Source organism: Rouxiella sp. T17 (assembly GCF_036663475.1).
GTDB lineage: Bacteria > Pseudomonadota > Gammaproteobacteria > Enterobacterales > Enterobacteriaceae > Rouxiella.
Genome location: NZ_JAWUEA010000027.1, coordinates 16,905 through 31,853, shown reverse-complemented (window position 1 = coordinate 31,853; position 14,949 = coordinate 16,905). Strand labels below are relative to the sequence as shown.

The window sequence follows — 14,949 nt, the reverse complement described above, 5'->3', positions numbered from 1 at the left end:
ATGAAATGTTCCGTATGTGGCGGTGCAAGTCTTGAATTTGGGATCAGGAAAGTCCCTTATTCATTTCGAGGACAAAAAACACGAATCGAAGCAGAGGGGGAGCATTGCCCCGCCTGTGGTGAAGTCAGCATGGATCGCGAACAGGCCATGGCATACCAGTCTAAGATTAAAGCTTTTAAGGCAAGTATCATTGCGATAACTGTTGAGCCAGAATTCATCATAAAGGTGAGAAAAAAGTTGGAGCTCACTCAGAAGGAAGCCAGCGAAATTTTTGGTGGGGGCATAAATGCCTTTTCTCGCTATGAAAAAGGTATGGCTCAACCACATCCCTCCACGATAAAACTGCTTCGTGTTCTTGATAGTCATCCTGAATTATTGAATGAAATCCGAGGGTAATCTTTAAGCCGAACACGTCAAAAAATCGTGATTTGTGAAGTAAAAAAATTATCAAAAGTTGCCGCGAAGGATTGCGGCATTGGCAGGTACGTTATCTGAGCCTCGAGTTATTTGTGCAGTTGCAGGCCTTTTATCGCCTTATCTACCGCCTTTTTAGGCCCTCTGATCGCGAGTCCAACCAAATTCAGGCTGTCGGCATCCTCCGCCAAAAATGCCTGCCGGTTATCTTCGTCACAGCCGGTTGAAAACATCGCCTGAACATACGGGATTAGGGTTAATTCGCGCTCAAGGCCTTTGCGGTGCGCGGCCTGCAAGCCGTGTAAATCGGCCTCGAACGCCAGCATGGGCTGACCCAGCATGTTGCCGTAGCGATTTCCCTTGCCGTCAATATAGGGCTCGCCCATGGCGTCGGGCGCGGCAGAGGCAATGCCCGTCGCGAGAAATGCGGCCACGTTTAGACGCTGCCACACGGCCAAATCATCGCGGATAATAAGCGCCACTTTTGTATCAAACATCGTTCACGATCTCCTTGGTTAACCTAAGAAATCATTTTCGTTAAACGTACGGCTAACGGTATAGAACGTTTGAGCACTGTTGTTGATAAGCCAGCGGAGTGATTCGATAAGCGCGCTGAAACCAGCGGCCCAGATGGCTTTGATCGGCGAAACCCACCTGCGCGGCCACCAGCGCGGGGCTCATTCCCTGTGATAACAAGACGCGCGCCGTGCGCAGCCGCAGCCGGACCAGATAGGCATGCGGCGATTGTCCAAAAAATTTCTGAAACTGGCGGGTTAGTCGAAAACGGTTGATACCGGCATAACGAGCAATCTCATCCAGCCCCATATCCTGGCTCATTCCGTCGTGCAGATACTCTTTTATCTGCATCATCTGACTGTAGGCTTCGTTCGACGGGGTGATAATTTCTGTCGAGATATGGCGGGAAAGTAAATCGATGAGCCTATCCAGACTTTCGTCGCGCGCCAGTCTGCCTTCGCCATAATGCACGGCATTAAACGCCTGCTGAATCGCCGTATTCAAGAAAAGATCGTCGGTAAGAGTGTAGCGAAATGCTGACTGAAGGGTCGAAGCATCGCCGAGTTTTCGCTGTTGTAACATGCCGTTAAGCCACGCCTGAGGAAGATAAAGCATGGTGTAGGTGAAGCCTTCGGGCGTCGGCGCGTGGCCGTCGTGGACCACGCCCGGTTCAATGAGGATAGCTTTGCCCGGGCTGCTGGTATGAAGCTTTCGATGGCAGTTAAAACGCTGCAACCCTTCCTGTGTCACGCCCACCAGCATTTCGTCGTGGTCGTGAGGGTCGTAGGCGTGCCCACAAAAATGGGCGTGTACGCTTTCGATGCCGGTTTCGTTATCTCGGCGCAAATCGACCCAGTCACGACTGTTTTTTGACTTCCTCATCTTCACTCCACTAAAAAATGGCTCGCCAGAAAGAGACCCGCTTGCGTGATTTTGCCATAAAAAAAGTCCGGCGGGCTGATAACAGCGTGGCCGGACTTTATGATTAAGCCCTTTAGTGAATTTATTTGAGTAATCATTGATTAAATAATTGATAAGAATAATTAAATATCTTTGTTATTTTTCGGTAACCTGGACTGCTTCAACTATCGCTAGCTTTAAAGATTCGCAATAATCATCTTCATAAAGAATTGAGATAATAATTTGATATAAAAGATTTTTATCTATTATATTATCGGCAACCCAAACAGCTATATTCTCCATTTCATGGACAAAATGCTGTACAAGATAATCGAACCCATTAATCTCTAAAAAATAGGCTCCGAGCGCAAGTGATGAACGTTTATTCCCATCATTGAAAGCATGATTTTTATTGATAGCAAACACTAAATGGGTCAATTTATCTTCAATTTCAGGATAATATTTTTCATTTTGAATATGCTCTAAAGGACTTTCCAGTTGACCTAAATCCTTTATACCTGCTAAACCTCCTGAATGTTGAATGATCCAGTCATGAACTTTGACGGCGTATACCACATCAAAATAGAAAAACCTTATAAGCTTTTCTTCCATCTTATCAACGATCTTTTAGGCGTTTGAATACGGCTAAAGTATCTGTATGACTAAGCTGTTCTTGCAACGATTTACTTTTCTCACCAAGAAAACGCTCAAAATCTGCTTGGGGTACAGATTTTATATAAGCTTCAAGCTTTTCATGTAACGCATCACGAAAACACATATCTCGACTGGCCATTTTGGTTCTGGCATCAAGAATTAGTGGGTGAAATAAGGGATGTTGCTCAAAACTTGCGAACAAAACCATGGCTTCTTTTTGAGACAATTTACGCGCTTTAAGAGTACTGGCTTGTTGAAGCTCATGAGCTATACCCGCTTCAAAACTTGCAATAAGGTTTAAAACCTCAGCGTACATGGTGTCGCGAATTTTATCGTCATTCGCGAGCTTTAAGATCTTTTTGTACTCGGTCGCGTTTTCGTGAAAAATGCTTTGATAGATAAGATTGGTAAATCGGCCGTACATCCATTTATTACCCTCTACATAGTTGTCCAGCGCATCAATGAAATGCTGCCGATAATTATCTTCCTGAAAAGCTGCCAGTAAATAGTTTTCATCACGTTGATTAATGAACTTAGTATGCCCACCTGCACGCTCCGCCATTACGTCGATCACAATATCTAATACGCGGGAACGAAGTGCTTTTGCGCGTTCGCTATCTGTTAAAAGCATGGAAAAATTCAATACAGCGCGAAAGGAAAAAACACTTAACACACTGGTTTTGGTACCGTCACCCATGTCGGAACCATGCATTATCCTCTTGAATAATTTGAGTTTATCTCCTTTAAGCACTTGATAGCCGTTATCTTTTAATTCTTTAAAGTGGGTAGATAAATACCGTTCTATCGTCCTATCGCTAATCTCAAATAAATCCATAACCTGTTGTTTAGTGAATACTGTTTCACCATCAAACATGACTCCGCCCAGAGACAGATACTGCTCTGCCTTCTCCAAAGCATAAGGATTATTGAGAATGTTTTGTCTGTCATATAGTGATTCGGTTAAGTTCTTAGTCATAACGTTCCTCTTTATATTTGCTCCTTCTTATTTTTAATTAGTTATTCATTAAAAAGGAAAATACATAAATTCAAGATGGGAGGTTCCTTTTAAATCATTAATACCTATACTTATCTAACCTTTTAATCTTTAATAATTTAAAAGCACTGAAAGACTTTAATTAAATTCAATCACTGACCTTTATGGGGTTATTTGGCCTAAGCTTTACATTACTCCTGTATACTCCAAAAACCTAATGTGCCAACTTGATAAAAAGCTTGGCGCTGTAAATCAGCTGATATCTCACGAGTAAAATAAAAATGCCAGAAATTAAAAATGGCTCGCCAGAAAGAGACCCGCTTGCTTGATTTTGCCATAAAAAAGTCCGGCGGGCTGGTAACAGCGTGGCCGGACTTTTTGTAGACGTTTTAGTGGTAGACGTTTTAGAGAATCAAAACGTTATTCCACCGTCACCGATTTTGCCAGGTTACGTGGCTGATCGACGTCGGTGCCTTTGATAAGCGCGACGTGATAAGAGAGCAGCTGTAACGGCACGGTGTAGAAAATCGGGGCTACGATCTCTTCGACGTGCGGCAGCTGGATAATCTTCATGCCGTCGCTGTCGATGAAACCGGTGTCCTGATCGGCGAAGACGTAGAGCTGACCGCCGCGTGCGCGCACTTCTTCAATGTTAGATTTCAGCTTTTCGAGCAGCTCGTTGTTAGGTGCCACAACGATGACCGGCATGTCGGCATCAATCAGCGCCAGCGGGCCGTGCTTCAGCTCACCGGCGGCATAGGCTTCGGCGTGAATATAAGAGACTTCTTTCAGCTTCAGCGCGCCTTCCATCGCGATCGGATATTGATCGCCACGGCCAAGGAACAGGGCGTGATGCTTGTCGGAGAAATCTTCGGCCAGCGCTTCGATGGTTTTATCCAGCGACAGCATCTGCTCGATTCGCGCAGGCAGCGCCTGCAAACCGTGCACGATGTCGTGCTCAACCTGCTCGCTCATGCCTTTCAAGCGACCAACGCGCGCCACCAGCATCAGCAGAACGGTCAGCTGAGTGGTGAAAGCCTTGGTCGACGCCACGCCGATTTCAGTGCCGGCTTTGGTCATCAGCGCCAAGTCGGATTCACGTACCAGCGACGAGCCTGCAACGTTACACACCGCCAGCGAGCCGAGGTAACCCAGCTCTTTGGAAAGGCGCAGCGCGGCTAGCGTATCGGCAGTTTCGCCAGACTGGGAGAGCGTGATGATCAGGCTGCCCGGACGCACGGCGGATTTGCGATAGCGGAATTCGGAGGCAATTTCTACGTCGCACGGCACGCCGGCCAGTGCTTCGAACCAGTAACGCGCGACCATACCGGAGTGATACGAGGTGCCGCAGGCGATGATCTGCACGTGCTGAACCTTGGCCAGCAGCGCGTCGGCATCGGGACCCAACTCGCTCAGATTGATTTTGCCATGCTCGAAACGGCCTTCCAGCGTATTTTTAATCGCCTGTGGCTGTTCGTAGATCTCTTTTTGCATGTAGTGACGATACGCGCCTTTATCGCCCGCGTCGTACTGCACTTTGGATTCGATTTCTGCACGTTCGACCGGCTTGCCGTGTTTATCAAACACGTTAACTTCGCGGCGTCTAACTTCTGCCACGTCGCCTTCTTCCAGGAACATGAAACGACGAGTCACAGGCAGCAGCGCCAGCTGATCGGAGGCGATAAAGTTTTCACCCACGCCACGGCCAATCACCAGCGGACTGCCGGAACGCGCGGCCACCAGCACGGAAGGGTCGCGTTTATCCATCACCACGGTGCCGTAAGCGCCGCGCAGCTGAGGAATAACGCGCAGCACGGCTTCAAGCAGCGTGCCGCCCTGCGACAGCTCCCAATGCACCAGATGCGCGATAACTTCAGTATCGGTTTGTGAAGCAAAACGATAGCCGCGTTCGATCAGCTGCACGCGCAGCGGCTCGAAGTTTTCGATAATGCCGTTATGCACCACGGCAATATAGTCGGAAACGTGCGGGTGCGCGTTTGCTTCGGAAGGTTCGCCGTGGGTTGCCCAACGGGTATGCGCGATGCCGGTGCCGCCTTGCAGCGGATGCTCGTCGAGCGCCTCGGCCAGCATCTGCACCTTGCCTACGCGGCGCAGACGGCCCATATGGCCTTCGTTATCCACCACTGCCAAACCGGCAGAGTCATAGCCGCGGTACTCAAGACGGCGCAAGCCTTCCAACAGAATTTCAGCAATATCGCGTTGCGCTACTGCGCCAACAATTCCACACATGGGTTTTATTCCTATAGAAGATCTGTTTACAGACCTTTTTTGATGCCTTGACCTGATTGATAGCCGCGGCGGTCGTGCGAACACGCCGTGCGGTTTCCCCGAGCCTTGTAGAGACGGGGATTATTATGTTTTGCCCTACCTTCAATTGAAGGCTTTTGCATCAGGAGAAAGGCAGGGCAAAACACAATCGTTCATCATAATCATGCGTTCATCATAATCATGATGTGAAAATTAAACGTTAGTGAGTAAAAACTAAAAGACAGGTGCGAATCACACCTGCCTTTTCTACGCTTTCAATAAATTACGAAGAGCGTTTCAGCGGACGCTTCCAGTCAGGCTTGTGAACCTGCGTCACGCGGCTTATCACTAATCCACCTTCCGCCACGTCGCGCGTGATGGTGGTACCAGCGGCGATAGTCACGTCGTTGCCGACGGTGACAGGCGCAATCAGCTGGGTATCGGAGCCGACAAACACGTTGTCGCCAATGACCGTTTGCGACTTGTTCACGCCGTCATAGTTGCAGGTGATAGTGCCCGCGCCGATGTTAACGTTGTCGCCAATGACTGCATCGCCGAGATAGCTGAGGTGTCCGGCTTTCGAACCCACGCCAAGACGGGCTTTTTTCAGCTCGACAAAGTTGCCGACGTGCGCGCCCTGACCCAGCTCTGCGCCGGGACGCAAACGGGCGAAGGGTCCAACGGTGCATTCTGCCTGCAAATTCGCGCCGTCGAACACGCTATAAGGGCTGATCACGCAGTCATCGCCGATCACGCAGTCTTTCAGCACACAGCCCGCGCCGACAGTGACGCGATTGCCTAATTTTACCTTGCCTTCAATCACCACGTTGACGTCGATGTTGACGTCGATGCCGTGCGACAGCTCGCCGCGCAGGTCAAAGCGGGAAGGGTCCATCAGCATCACGCCCGCCAGCAACAGGCTTTCGGCCTGCTCCTGCTGATAGGCGCGCTCGAGACGCGACAGTTGCAGACGGTTGTTCACGCCTTCAACTTCGCTTAATCGCGCGGGATGCACGGTGGCGATTTGATGCCCCTCGGCGTGCGCCATCGCGATAATATCGGTGATGTAGAATTCGCCCTGCGCGTTGTTGTTCGACAGCTGACTCAGCCAGCGTTTAAACGACGCGCCGTTTGCTACCAGAATACCGGTGTTGATTTCGTTGATTTCCAGCTGCTCGGACGACGCATCTTTCTGCTCGATAATGCCCACCACCGCGCCGTTTTCACGCACGATGCGGCCATAGCCGGTTGGGTTATCCAGCTTGACCGTCAACAGGCCAATACCGCCTTCAGGTTTGGCAGCCAGCAGTTTTTCCAGCGTCTCGACGGAAATCAGCGGCACGTCGCCGTAAAGCATCAGGACGTCTTCGTCATCGGCAAAGTGCGGCGCGGCCTGCTGCATTGCGTGGCCGGTGCCCAGTTGCTCGGCCTGCAACACCCAGTTCAACTCGTTGCCCGCCAGATTCTGCTTCAGCAGGTCTGCGCCGTGGCCGTAAACCAGATGCACGTTGTTGGCGCCAAGTCGCGTGGCTGCGTCGATGACGTGCTGAACCATCGCTTTTCCGGCGAGAGGATGCAGCACTTTGGGAAGATTGGAATACATGCGTGTGCCCTTGCCCGCGGCAAGGATCACGACGCTTAATGCGCTGTTAGACATAGGCACCTGACAAATCCAGTTTAAGTGACAAAAGTAACCCGTTAGCCGGTCGGATTACTACATATTTTTCAATGAAAACTACCCCGAGGCCGCTTGGGGCAAGGGTTGAACAGTTTATAGGCGGAGTGAGGCAGAACACGATAAAACTGTCTTCAATTGCCGACAGTATTTCATTGAAACGTTCTGAAATGAATGAAGAAGATGCCGAAAAGGGGGCTTTTTTAAAGGTAAAAAAAAAGCGACCCGAAGGTCGCCTTTCAAATTGGCAGTGCTGTCGTTACTTATTCGGCCAAAACCACGAGGATTTTAGCCAAACAGATTAGTAACCCGCTCTTCTGGTCAACTCGATCACGCGAAGTTTCGCGATCGCTTTAGCCAGTTCTGCCGACGCCTGAGCATAGTCGACGTCGCCGTGAGACCCATTGATGTGGTCTTCCGCTTTACGCTTAGCTTCAAGCGCGCGCGCTTCGTCGAGGTCTTCTCCACGGATTGCAGTGTCAGCCAACACGGTCGTAGCGTTCGGTTGCACCTCGAGGATGCCTCCGGAGAGATAAATATACTCTTCTTCGCCGTGTTCTTTGACAATACGCACCATGCCAGGCTTGATGGCGGTGAGCAGCGGGGCGTGACCAGGGAAAATACCCAGCTCACCTTCGCTACCCGTCACCTGGATTTTCTGCACCAGGCCGGAGAACATTCTCTTTTCCGCGCTGACTACATCCAGATGGTAAGCTTTTTCAGCCATGTCACCTTCCTCTCTCAATACTGCAACGATCGTAACCCCGAAGGGAGAACATTACAGTTTTTTGGCTTTTTCCACGGCTTCTTCGATAGGGCCAACCATGTAGAACGCTTGTTCTGGCAGGTGGTCGTAGTCGCCTTCGATAATGCCTTTGAAACCACGAATGGTATCTTTCAGCGGTACGAATTTGCCTGGAGCGCCGGTAAAGACTTCAGCAACGAAGAATGGCTGAGACAGGAAACGTTCGATTTTACGCGCGCGAGATACAACCAGCTTGTCTTCTTCAGCAAGCTCGTCCATACCCAGGATTGCGATAATATCTTTCAGTTCCTTGTAACGCTGCAGAACAGACTGCACGCCACGCGCCACGTCATAGTGCTCTTGACCTACGACCAGCGGATCAAGCTGACGGCTGGTTGAGTCAAGGGGATCTACCGCTGGGTAGATACCCAGAGAAGCGATCTGACGGCTCAGTACCACGGTCGCGTCCAAGTGGGCGAAGGTGGTGGCTGGTGATGGGTCAGTCAAGTCATCCGCAGGAACGTAAACGGCCTGTACAGACGTGATTGAACCATTTTTGGTAGAGGTGATACGTTCTTGCAGAGCGCCCATCTCTTCCGCCAGCGTTGGCTGATAACCTACCGCCGATGGCATACGGCCCAGAAGTGCAGACACTTCGGTACCGGCCAGGGTGTAACGGTAGATATTATCGATGAACAGCAGCACGTCACGACCTTCATCACGGAATTTCTCCGCCATGGTCAGGCCTGTCAGTGCAACGCGCAGACGGTTACCCGGTGGCTCGTTCATCTGACCGTAAACCAGTGCAACTTTGTCGATAACGTTGGAGTCAGTCATCTCGTGGTAGAAGTCGTTACCCTCACGAGTACGCTCACCCACGCCTGCAAACACGGAGAAACCGGAGTGCTCGGCCGCGATGTTACGGATAAGCTCCATCATGTTTACAGTCTTACCAACACCAGCACCGCCGAACAGGCCGACTTTACCGCCCTTGGCAAACGGACACATCAGGTCCATTACCTTGATACCGGTTTCCAGCAGTTCCTGGGAGTTTGCCAGCTCTTCGTAAGAAGGAGCTGCACGGTGAATACCACGACGTTCTTCTTCGCCGATTTCACCTTTCATGTCGATTGGTTCACCCAATACGTTCATGATGCGACCCAGAGTCGCAGTACCTACTGGTACTTCGATTGGGTGTTGCAGGTTGTTCACTTTCAGACCGCGACGCAGGCCGTCTGAGGTACCCATTGCGATACAACGAACAACGCCGCCGCCGATCTGTTGCTGAACTTCGAGCACCAGCTTGGAGGTACCGTTTTCTACCTCAAGAGCAGTGTACACGTTCGGTACTGCATCCTGAGGGAACTCGACGTCCACCACGGCGCCGATTACCTGGATAATCTTTCCAGTAGCCATCTTGAATCCTCTACGTAATTCGTAAACCTAGCTTAAACCGCGGAGGCTCCCCCGACGATCTCGGTGAGTTCCTGAGTGATGCTGGCCTGACGAGCTTTGTTGTATACCAACTGCAGCTCTTTGATCAGGCTGCCGCCGTTATCGGTGGCGGCTTTCATCGCTACCATTCGCGCGGCCTGTTCGCTGGCCAGGTTTTCTACGACGCCCTGATAAACCTGAGACTCTACATAACGACGCAGGAGGACATCCAGCAGCGCTTTAGGGTCTGGCTCATACAGGTAATCCCAGGACTTGTTCGCCAGAGTGCCGGTTCCTTCTTCCGCAGGCGGAAGAGGCAGCAGCTGAACGATTCTTGGTTCCTGAGACATGGTATTGACGAATTTGTTGCTAACAATGCACAGTCTGTCTAAACGACCTTCGTCATAGGCTTGCAGCATCACTGCTACCGGACCGATCAGTTCTGACAGGGAAGGGTTATCCCCCATGCCAGTCACCTGGGCAACGACGTTGCCACCCACGGAACCGAAGAAAGATGCAGCTTTTGAACCGATCAGGGCCAAGTCAACCTCGACGCCCTGCTCGCTCATACCTTTCATCTCTGTCAGCAGTTTCTTGAACAGGTTAGTGTTCAGACCACCACAAAGACCGCGATCGGTAGACACGACCAAATACCCGACGCGCTTGATTTTACGCTCGTCCAGGTATGGGTGCTTGTATTCCAGATTGCCCATCGCAAGGTGACCTATCACTTTACGAATGGTATCTGCATAAGGACGGCTGGCCGCCATGCGTTCCTGCGTTTTACGCATTTTGGAGGCGGCGACCATTTCCATCGCTTTAGTGATCTTTTGCGTGTTTTGCACGCTACCGATCTTACTACGTATCTCTTTTCCGCCGGCCATCTCTGCTTCTCCTCATTACCACCTCCCCCACCGGGTTAACGGTGAGGGAGGTCAGTATTACCAGGACTGGGTTGCTTTGAAGGTCTCGAGGATAGATTGGAATTTACCCTCGATTTCCTTGTCATACGCGCCAGTTTGGTTGATTTGTTGCATCAGCTCGCCGTGCTCGCGGTCAGCGTAAGCCAACAGCGCAGCTTCGAAGCTACCCACTTTAGACAACTCAACGTCTTCCAGGAAGCCACGCTCTGCAGCAAACAGAATCAGAGACTGCGCAACGATAGACATTGGCGCGTACTGTTTCTGTTTCAGCAGCTCGGTCACTTTCTGGCCGTGATTCAGCTGTTTACGGGTTGCTTCATCCAGGTCGGATGCAAACTGTGAGAACGCAGCCAGTTCACGATACTGTGCCAGCGCGGTACGAATACCACCGGACAGTTTTTTCATGATCTTGGTCTGAGCAGCACCACCAACACGGGATACGGAGATACCCGGGTTAACCGCTGGACGAATACCAGAGTTGAACAGGCTAGATTCCAGGAAGATCTGACCATCGGTAATCGAAATTACGTTGGTCGGAACGAACGCGGAAACGTCACCAGCTTGCGTCTCGATAATCGGCAGCGCAGTCAGAGAACCGGTTTTACCTTTCACTGCACCTTTAGTGAATGCTTCAACGTAATCAGCGCTCACGCGAGATGCACGCTCCAGCAAACGGGAGTGGAGGTAGAACACGTCACCTGGATAAGCTTCACGACCTGGCGGACGACGCAACAGCAGGGAGATCTGACGGTATGCAACAGCCTGTTTAGACAGGTCATCGTATACGATCAGGGCATCTTCACCGCGGTCACGGAAGTATTCACCCATCGCGCAACCAGAGTATGGTGCGAGGTATTGCAGCGCAGCTGATTCAGATGCGGTAGCAACAACCACGATGGTGTTAGCCAGTGCGCCGTGCTCTTCCAGTTTGCGAACCACGTTGGAAACGGTGGAAGCTTTCTGACCGATAGCGACGTAAATACATTTGATACCGGAATCGCGCTGGTTGATGATCGCATCAATAGCCAGAGCAGTTTTACCGGTTTGACGGTCACCGATTACCAGTTCACGCTGACCACGACCGATTGGGATCATGGCATCGACTGACTTGTAGCCAGTCTGAACAGGTTCGTCAACGGATTGACGATCGATAACGCCCGGAGCGATAGTTTCTACAGGAGAGAAACCGTCGTTATCAACCGGACCTTTACCATCAATAGGCGCACCCAGTGTGTTAACCACACGGCCCAGCAGGCCACGGCCAACTGGAACTTCAAGGATACGACCCGTACATTTTACTTTCATGCCTTCGGCGAGGTCAGAGTAAGGGCCCATAACTACGGCACCTACAGAGTCGCGCTCCAGGTTCAGGGCGATAGCGTAGCGGTTACCCGGCAGCGCAATCATTTCGCCTTGCATGACTTCGGCCAGGCCGTTCACGCGGATGATTCCGTCAGAGACGGAAACGATAGTACCTTCATTGTGAGCTTCGCTCACTACATTAAACTGAGCAATGCGCTGCTTGATCAGTTCGCTGATTTCGGTGGAATTCAGTTGCATGCTCCAGTCCCCTTAAGACTGCAAGACGTCTGCCAGGCGTTCTAGACGACTGCGAACGCTGCCATCAATCACCATATCACCTGCACGGATTACGATCCCGGCAAGAACAGACTTGTCAATTTTGCAATTCAGCTTAACTTTGCGAGACAAACGTTTTTCCATCGCAGCAGCGATTTTCGCCTGCTGTTCTTCAGACAGAACGTTGGCAGAAGTCACTTCTACTTCAACGGTCGCCTCCAGTGCTGCACGCAGTTCGATGAACTGTTCCAGCACTTCAGGAAGAACGCGTAAACGTTTGTTATCAGCCATAACCTTAATCAGGTTCTGACCCGCTTCGTCGAGTTGTTCACCACATATCGCGATAAAAGTTTTAGAAAGCGCATCGGGGCCCATGGCACCTGTCAGCAGTTCCGAAACCTGTTTATCGCGTGTGACTTGAGCCGTGAACGCGAGCATTGACTGCCAGCGATCCAAGCTTTGATGCTCAACGGCAAAGTCAAAAGCTGCTTTGGCGTAGGGGCGAGCTACCGTAGTAAATTGTGACATCAGCCCCTCCCTCCTTACAGTTCAGCGACCAGTTTATCAACGATGTCGCTGTTAGCAGCTTCATCCACGGAACGTTCGATGATTTTCTCGGCGCCAGCAATGGCCAAAATACCGACTTGTTTACGTAACTCTTCACGAGCACGTTGACGTTCAGCGTCGATCTCTGCCTGCGCTTGCGTCACGATCTTGTTACGTTCCTGCTCGGCTTCAGTTTTAGCTTCTTCGATGATCTGAGTTCTGCGCTTGTTGGCTTGCTCGATGATCACCTGAGCTTCCGCTTTGGCTTTAATCAGTTGGTCGGTCGCATCGGCTTGCGCTAAATCCAGCTCTTTTTTGGCTTGTTCTGCGGAAGATAAACCGTCAGCAATTTCTTTTTGACGTTTTTCGATGGCAGCCATAATTGGCGGCCATACATACTTCATGCAGAACCAGACAAACAGGACGAACGCGATAGCCTGGCCGAGGATTGTTGCGTTAAGATTCACAGCACAATGCCTCTTTCAAAGTGAAATTAGTTGATGTCTATCGATTAACTCAGAGCGAACTCTGTGTTAGGCGACAGCAAACATCACGTACAGACCCAGACCAACAGCGATCATCGGGATGGCGTCGACCAGACCCATAACGATAAAGAACTGTGTACGCAGCAGAGGAATCAGGTCAGGCTGACGCGCAGCGCCTTCCAAGAATTTACCACCCAGGATGCCGATACCGATCGCAGCACCGATTGCCGCCAGGCCCATCATCACAGCGGCAGCCATGTACAGCAGATCCATACTCAGGTTTTCCATGACAGTCTCCAGTTTGTTTCAGTTAAAACGCAGTATTGTTAAAAGAAAAATCAGTGTTTTTCAGATGCCATCGACAGATAGACAATCGTCAGAACCATGAAGATAAAGGCTTGCAATGTAATGATCAGGATGTGGAAAATGGCCCAAGGCACACTTAGAACCCACTGTGACCACCACGGTAGCAGGCCAGCAATAAGGATGAAGATCAACTCACCCGCATACATATTGCCAAACAGTCGCAGACCCAGTGAAACTGGTTTGGACAGCAGGCTGACGCCCTCAAGAATCAGGTTAATCGGAATGAAAACCGGATGATTGAAGGGTTGCATTGTCAGTTCCTTAACGAAACCGCCAACGCCTTTCATCTTAATGCTATAGAAAAGAATCAAAATGAATACGCCAAGAGCCATCGACAACGTAACGTTCACGTCGGCGGTAGGCACAACTCGCAGAGCTGGCAGACCGAGAACATGCTCACCCACGTAAGGGAGCAAGTCGATTGGCAGCAAATCCATCATGTTCATCAAAAATACCCAGACGAACACAGTCAGTGCGAGAGGCGCGATCACTTTGCTTTTGCCGTGATACATGTCTCGCACATTACTGTCGACGAAACCGACAACCAGCTCTACAGCCGTTTGCAGTTTACCTGGAACACCACTGGTGGCATTTTTGGCGACGCGATGGAAAATAACCAAAAAGAGTACCCCGAGGACCACGGAGAAAAACATCGAATCGATGTTAATCGACCAGAATCCCGTCCCAACCTGAAGCTGTGTCAGATGGTGACCGATATACTCTTGTGGAGTAGAGATTTCTCCTGATGCAGACATGATGCCTCTTACCCTTTAGTAGTTAAGTACGGTTATCTACGGTTACGACCGATTGATTACGGCCGGAGCTACAATCTGCGTGATTAGCACAGATAAATAGGCCACACCCAGCGGAGTAAAAGCAGCCTTGAACAGGCCCAGCGCGATAACCAGCAAAGTTATGGTAACCACAACTTTCAGCGCTTCTCCGATGGCAAATGACCAGGCAACTCGTCCAGAGACCGTTGTTTGCGCCTGTTGGCGCCACGCATACAGCATAAACAGTGCATTCGGTAGCCAGGCGGCCATTCCCCCCAGAAGCGCAGAGACGGACCACCAGGAACTCTTGAAACCAAATGCTGCACTGAGAAGGACAAACGTCAATAGCTGCAGTATTAACAGCTTTCTCGCTACTTTCCCGCCGTTCTTATCGTATAAGGAGTAAGACACAGACATGACGTTTATTCTCTCGTACCTAACTGGAGGTATGCTGAATGCCGTATAACACTGCCTTACCCCAAAGGAGTCAAGCAGCAAAAAACGTGCAAATTATACGGGCCACTCAAACGAATTCAATGGATAAGTAGCGAAAAGGTGAACAATTATTTAAATTGACCTTTTTAGAGCTATTTTCATAAAGAAACTTGCGCCCTAAATAACGACAATTCGGCTGTCGACTTATTCTGTTACCCGACAAATATGCGTGCGCCGGATCAC

General features: G+C 50.4%; 17 protein-coding genes. 1 reads left to right on the top strand and 16 read right to left on the bottom strand.

Annotated elements, in window-relative coordinates; all coding sequences use genetic code 11:
• Entirely contained in the window at nucleotides 1-396 is a 396-nt protein-coding gene (locus SC206_RS07960) for a type II TA system antitoxin MqsA family protein (RefSeq protein ID WP_332735909.1), read from the top strand.
• 107 nt (nucleotides 397-503) lie between these two features.
• Here the strand turns inward: SC206_RS07960 and SC206_RS07955 are convergent, their stop codons facing one another.
• The 16 genes from SC206_RS07955 to atpI form a co-directional block, all read right to left on the bottom strand.
• Nucleotides 504-911: a DUF2000 domain-containing protein gene (locus SC206_RS07955; protein ID WP_332735907.1), complete on the bottom strand. Its 408-nt coding sequence runs from the start codon at nucleotides 909-911 to the stop codon at nucleotides 504-506.
• A 52-nt stretch (nucleotides 912-963) separates the two neighbouring features.
• Entirely contained in the window at nucleotides 964-1,812 is an 849-nt protein-coding gene (locus SC206_RS07950) for an AraC family transcriptional regulator (protein WP_332735906.1), read from the bottom strand.
• A 174-nt stretch (nucleotides 1,813-1,986) separates the two neighbouring features.
• Nucleotides 1,987-2,442, bottom strand: coding sequence for a type II toxin-antitoxin system death-on-curing family toxin (locus SC206_RS07945; protein ID WP_332735904.1), 456 nt, complete (start codon nucleotides 2,440-2,442; stop codon nucleotides 1,987-1,989).
• 4 nt (nucleotides 2,443-2,446) lie between these two features.
• Nucleotides 2,447-3,460: a DNA-binding protein gene (locus SC206_RS07940; protein ID WP_332735902.1), complete on the bottom strand. Its 1,014-nt coding sequence runs from the start codon at nucleotides 3,458-3,460 to the stop codon at nucleotides 2,447-2,449.
• Between the two features lie 209 nt (nucleotides 3,461-3,669).
• Nucleotides 3,670-3,816 carry a hypothetical protein gene (locus tag SC206_RS07935; protein ID WP_332735901.1) on the bottom strand — a complete coding sequence of 49 codons (147 nt, stop codon included), beginning with the start codon at nucleotides 3,814-3,816 and terminating at the stop codon, nucleotides 3,670-3,672.
• A gap of 82 nt (nucleotides 3,817-3,898) precedes the next feature.
• Entirely contained in the window at nucleotides 3,899-5,728 is a 1,830-nt protein-coding gene (glmS, locus tag SC206_RS07930) for a glutamine--fructose-6-phosphate transaminase (isomerizing) (RefSeq protein ID WP_332735899.1), read from the bottom strand.
• Between the two features lie 301 nt (nucleotides 5,729-6,029).
• The gene (glmU, locus tag SC206_RS07925; protein WP_332735897.1) at nucleotides 6,030-7,403 is read right to left on the bottom strand and encodes a bifunctional UDP-N-acetylglucosamine diphosphorylase/glucosamine-1-phosphate N-acetyltransferase GlmU; all 1,374 of its coding nucleotides are present in this window, start codon (nucleotides 7,401-7,403) and stop codon (nucleotides 6,030-6,032) included.
• Nucleotides 7,404-7,722: 319 nt separating this feature from the next.
• Nucleotides 7,723-8,148 carry a F0F1 ATP synthase subunit epsilon gene (locus tag SC206_RS07920; RefSeq protein WP_332736379.1) on the bottom strand — a complete coding sequence of 142 codons (426 nt, stop codon included), beginning with the start codon at nucleotides 8,146-8,148 and terminating at the stop codon, nucleotides 7,723-7,725.
• Nucleotides 8,149-8,199: 51 nt separating this feature from the next.
• Nucleotides 8,200-9,582 carry a F0F1 ATP synthase subunit beta gene (gene atpD / locus SC206_RS07915; RefSeq protein WP_332735895.1) on the bottom strand — a complete coding sequence of 461 codons (1,383 nt, stop codon included), beginning with the start codon at nucleotides 9,580-9,582 and terminating at the stop codon, nucleotides 8,200-8,202.
• Between the two features lie 32 nt (nucleotides 9,583-9,614).
• Nucleotides 9,615-10,484, bottom strand: a complete 870-nt coding sequence (atpG, locus tag SC206_RS07910; protein WP_332735892.1) for a F0F1 ATP synthase subunit gamma — start codon at nucleotides 10,482-10,484, stop codon at nucleotides 9,615-9,617.
• A 57-nt stretch (nucleotides 10,485-10,541) separates the two neighbouring features.
• On the bottom strand, nucleotides 10,542-12,083 hold the full coding sequence (gene atpA / locus SC206_RS07905) for a F0F1 ATP synthase subunit alpha (RefSeq protein ID WP_332735890.1): 1,542 nt from the start codon (nucleotides 12,081-12,083) through the stop codon (nucleotides 10,542-10,544).
• A gap of 12 nt (nucleotides 12,084-12,095) precedes the next feature.
• A complete protein-coding gene (atpH, locus tag SC206_RS07900) occupies nucleotides 12,096-12,629 on the bottom strand; it encodes a F0F1 ATP synthase subunit delta (RefSeq protein ID WP_332735888.1) in 534 nt (177 codons plus the stop codon).
• Nucleotides 12,630-12,643: 14 nt separating this feature from the next.
• A complete protein-coding gene (atpF, locus tag SC206_RS07895; RefSeq protein ID WP_332735886.1) occupies nucleotides 12,644-13,114 on the bottom strand; it encodes a F0F1 ATP synthase subunit B in 471 nt (156 codons plus the stop codon).
• Nucleotides 13,115-13,180: 66 nt separating this feature from the next.
• Nucleotides 13,181-13,420: a F0F1 ATP synthase subunit C gene (atpE, locus tag SC206_RS07890; protein WP_004093904.1), complete on the bottom strand. Its 240-nt coding sequence runs from the start codon at nucleotides 13,418-13,420 to the stop codon at nucleotides 13,181-13,183.
• A gap of 50 nt (nucleotides 13,421-13,470) precedes the next feature.
• A complete protein-coding gene (gene atpB, locus SC206_RS07885; protein ID WP_332735883.1) occupies nucleotides 13,471-14,253 on the bottom strand; it encodes a F0F1 ATP synthase subunit A in 783 nt (260 codons plus the stop codon).
• Nucleotides 14,254-14,295: 42 nt separating this feature from the next.
• The gene (gene atpI / locus SC206_RS07880; protein WP_332735881.1) at nucleotides 14,296-14,688 is read right to left on the bottom strand and encodes a F0F1 ATP synthase subunit I; all 393 of its coding nucleotides are present in this window, start codon (nucleotides 14,686-14,688) and stop codon (nucleotides 14,296-14,298) included.
• Nucleotides 14,689-14,949 lie beyond the last annotated feature (261 nt).

Excerpts from the sequence above, each read along its gene's own strand:
- glmU (WP_332735897.1), bottom strand. The coding sequence starts at position 7,403 with ATGTCTAACAGCGCATTAAGCGTCGTGATCCTTGCCGCGGGCAAGGGC.
- SC206_RS07935 (WP_332735901.1), bottom strand. The coding sequence starts at position 3,816 with ATGGCAAAATCAAGCAAGCGGGTCTCTTTCTGGCGAGCCATTTTTAAT.
- atpH (WP_332735888.1), bottom strand. The coding sequence starts at position 12,629 with ATGTCACAATTTACTACGGTAGCTCGCCCCTACGCCAAAGCAGCTTTT.
- atpA (WP_332735890.1), bottom strand. The coding sequence starts at position 12,083 with ATGCAACTGAATTCCACCGAAATCAGCGAACTGATCAAGCAGCGCATT.
- atpE (WP_004093904.1), bottom strand. The coding sequence starts at position 13,420 with ATGGAAAACCTGAGTATGGATCTGCTGTACATGGCTGCCGCTGTGATG.
- SC206_RS07950 (WP_332735906.1), bottom strand. The coding sequence starts at position 1,812 with ATGAGGAAGTCAAAAAACAGTCGTGACTGGGTCGATTTGCGCCGAGAT.
- atpG (WP_332735892.1), bottom strand. The coding sequence starts at position 10,484 with ATGGCCGGCGGAAAAGAGATACGTAGTAAGATCGGTAGCGTGCAAAAC.
- SC206_RS07960 (WP_332735909.1), top strand. The coding sequence starts at position 1 with ATGAAATGTTCCGTATGTGGCGGTGCAAGTCTTGAATTTGGGATCAGG.
- SC206_RS07945 (WP_332735904.1), bottom strand. The coding sequence starts at position 2,442 with ATGGAAGAAAAGCTTATAAGGTTTTTCTATTTTGATGTGGTATACGCC.
- SC206_RS07940 (WP_332735902.1), bottom strand. The coding sequence starts at position 3,460 with ATGACTAAGAACTTAACCGAATCACTATATGACAGACAAAACATTCTC.
- glmS (WP_332735899.1), bottom strand. The coding sequence starts at position 5,728 with ATGTGTGGAATTGTTGGCGCAGTAGCGCAACGCGATATTGCTGAAATT.
- SC206_RS07920 (WP_332736379.1), bottom strand. The coding sequence starts at position 8,148 with ATGGCTGAAAAAGCTTACCATCTGGATGTAGTCAGCGCGGAAAAGAGA.
- atpI (WP_332735881.1), bottom strand. The coding sequence starts at position 14,688 with ATGTCTGTGTCTTACTCCTTATACGATAAGAACGGCGGGAAAGTAGCG.
- atpD (WP_332735895.1), bottom strand. The coding sequence starts at position 9,582 with ATGGCTACTGGAAAGATTATCCAGGTAATCGGCGCCGTGGTGGACGTC.
- SC206_RS07955 (WP_332735907.1), bottom strand. The coding sequence starts at position 911 with ATGTTTGATACAAAAGTGGCGCTTATTATCCGCGATGATTTGGCCGTG.
- atpB (WP_332735883.1), bottom strand. The coding sequence starts at position 14,253 with ATGTCTGCATCAGGAGAAATCTCTACTCCACAAGAGTATATCGGTCAC.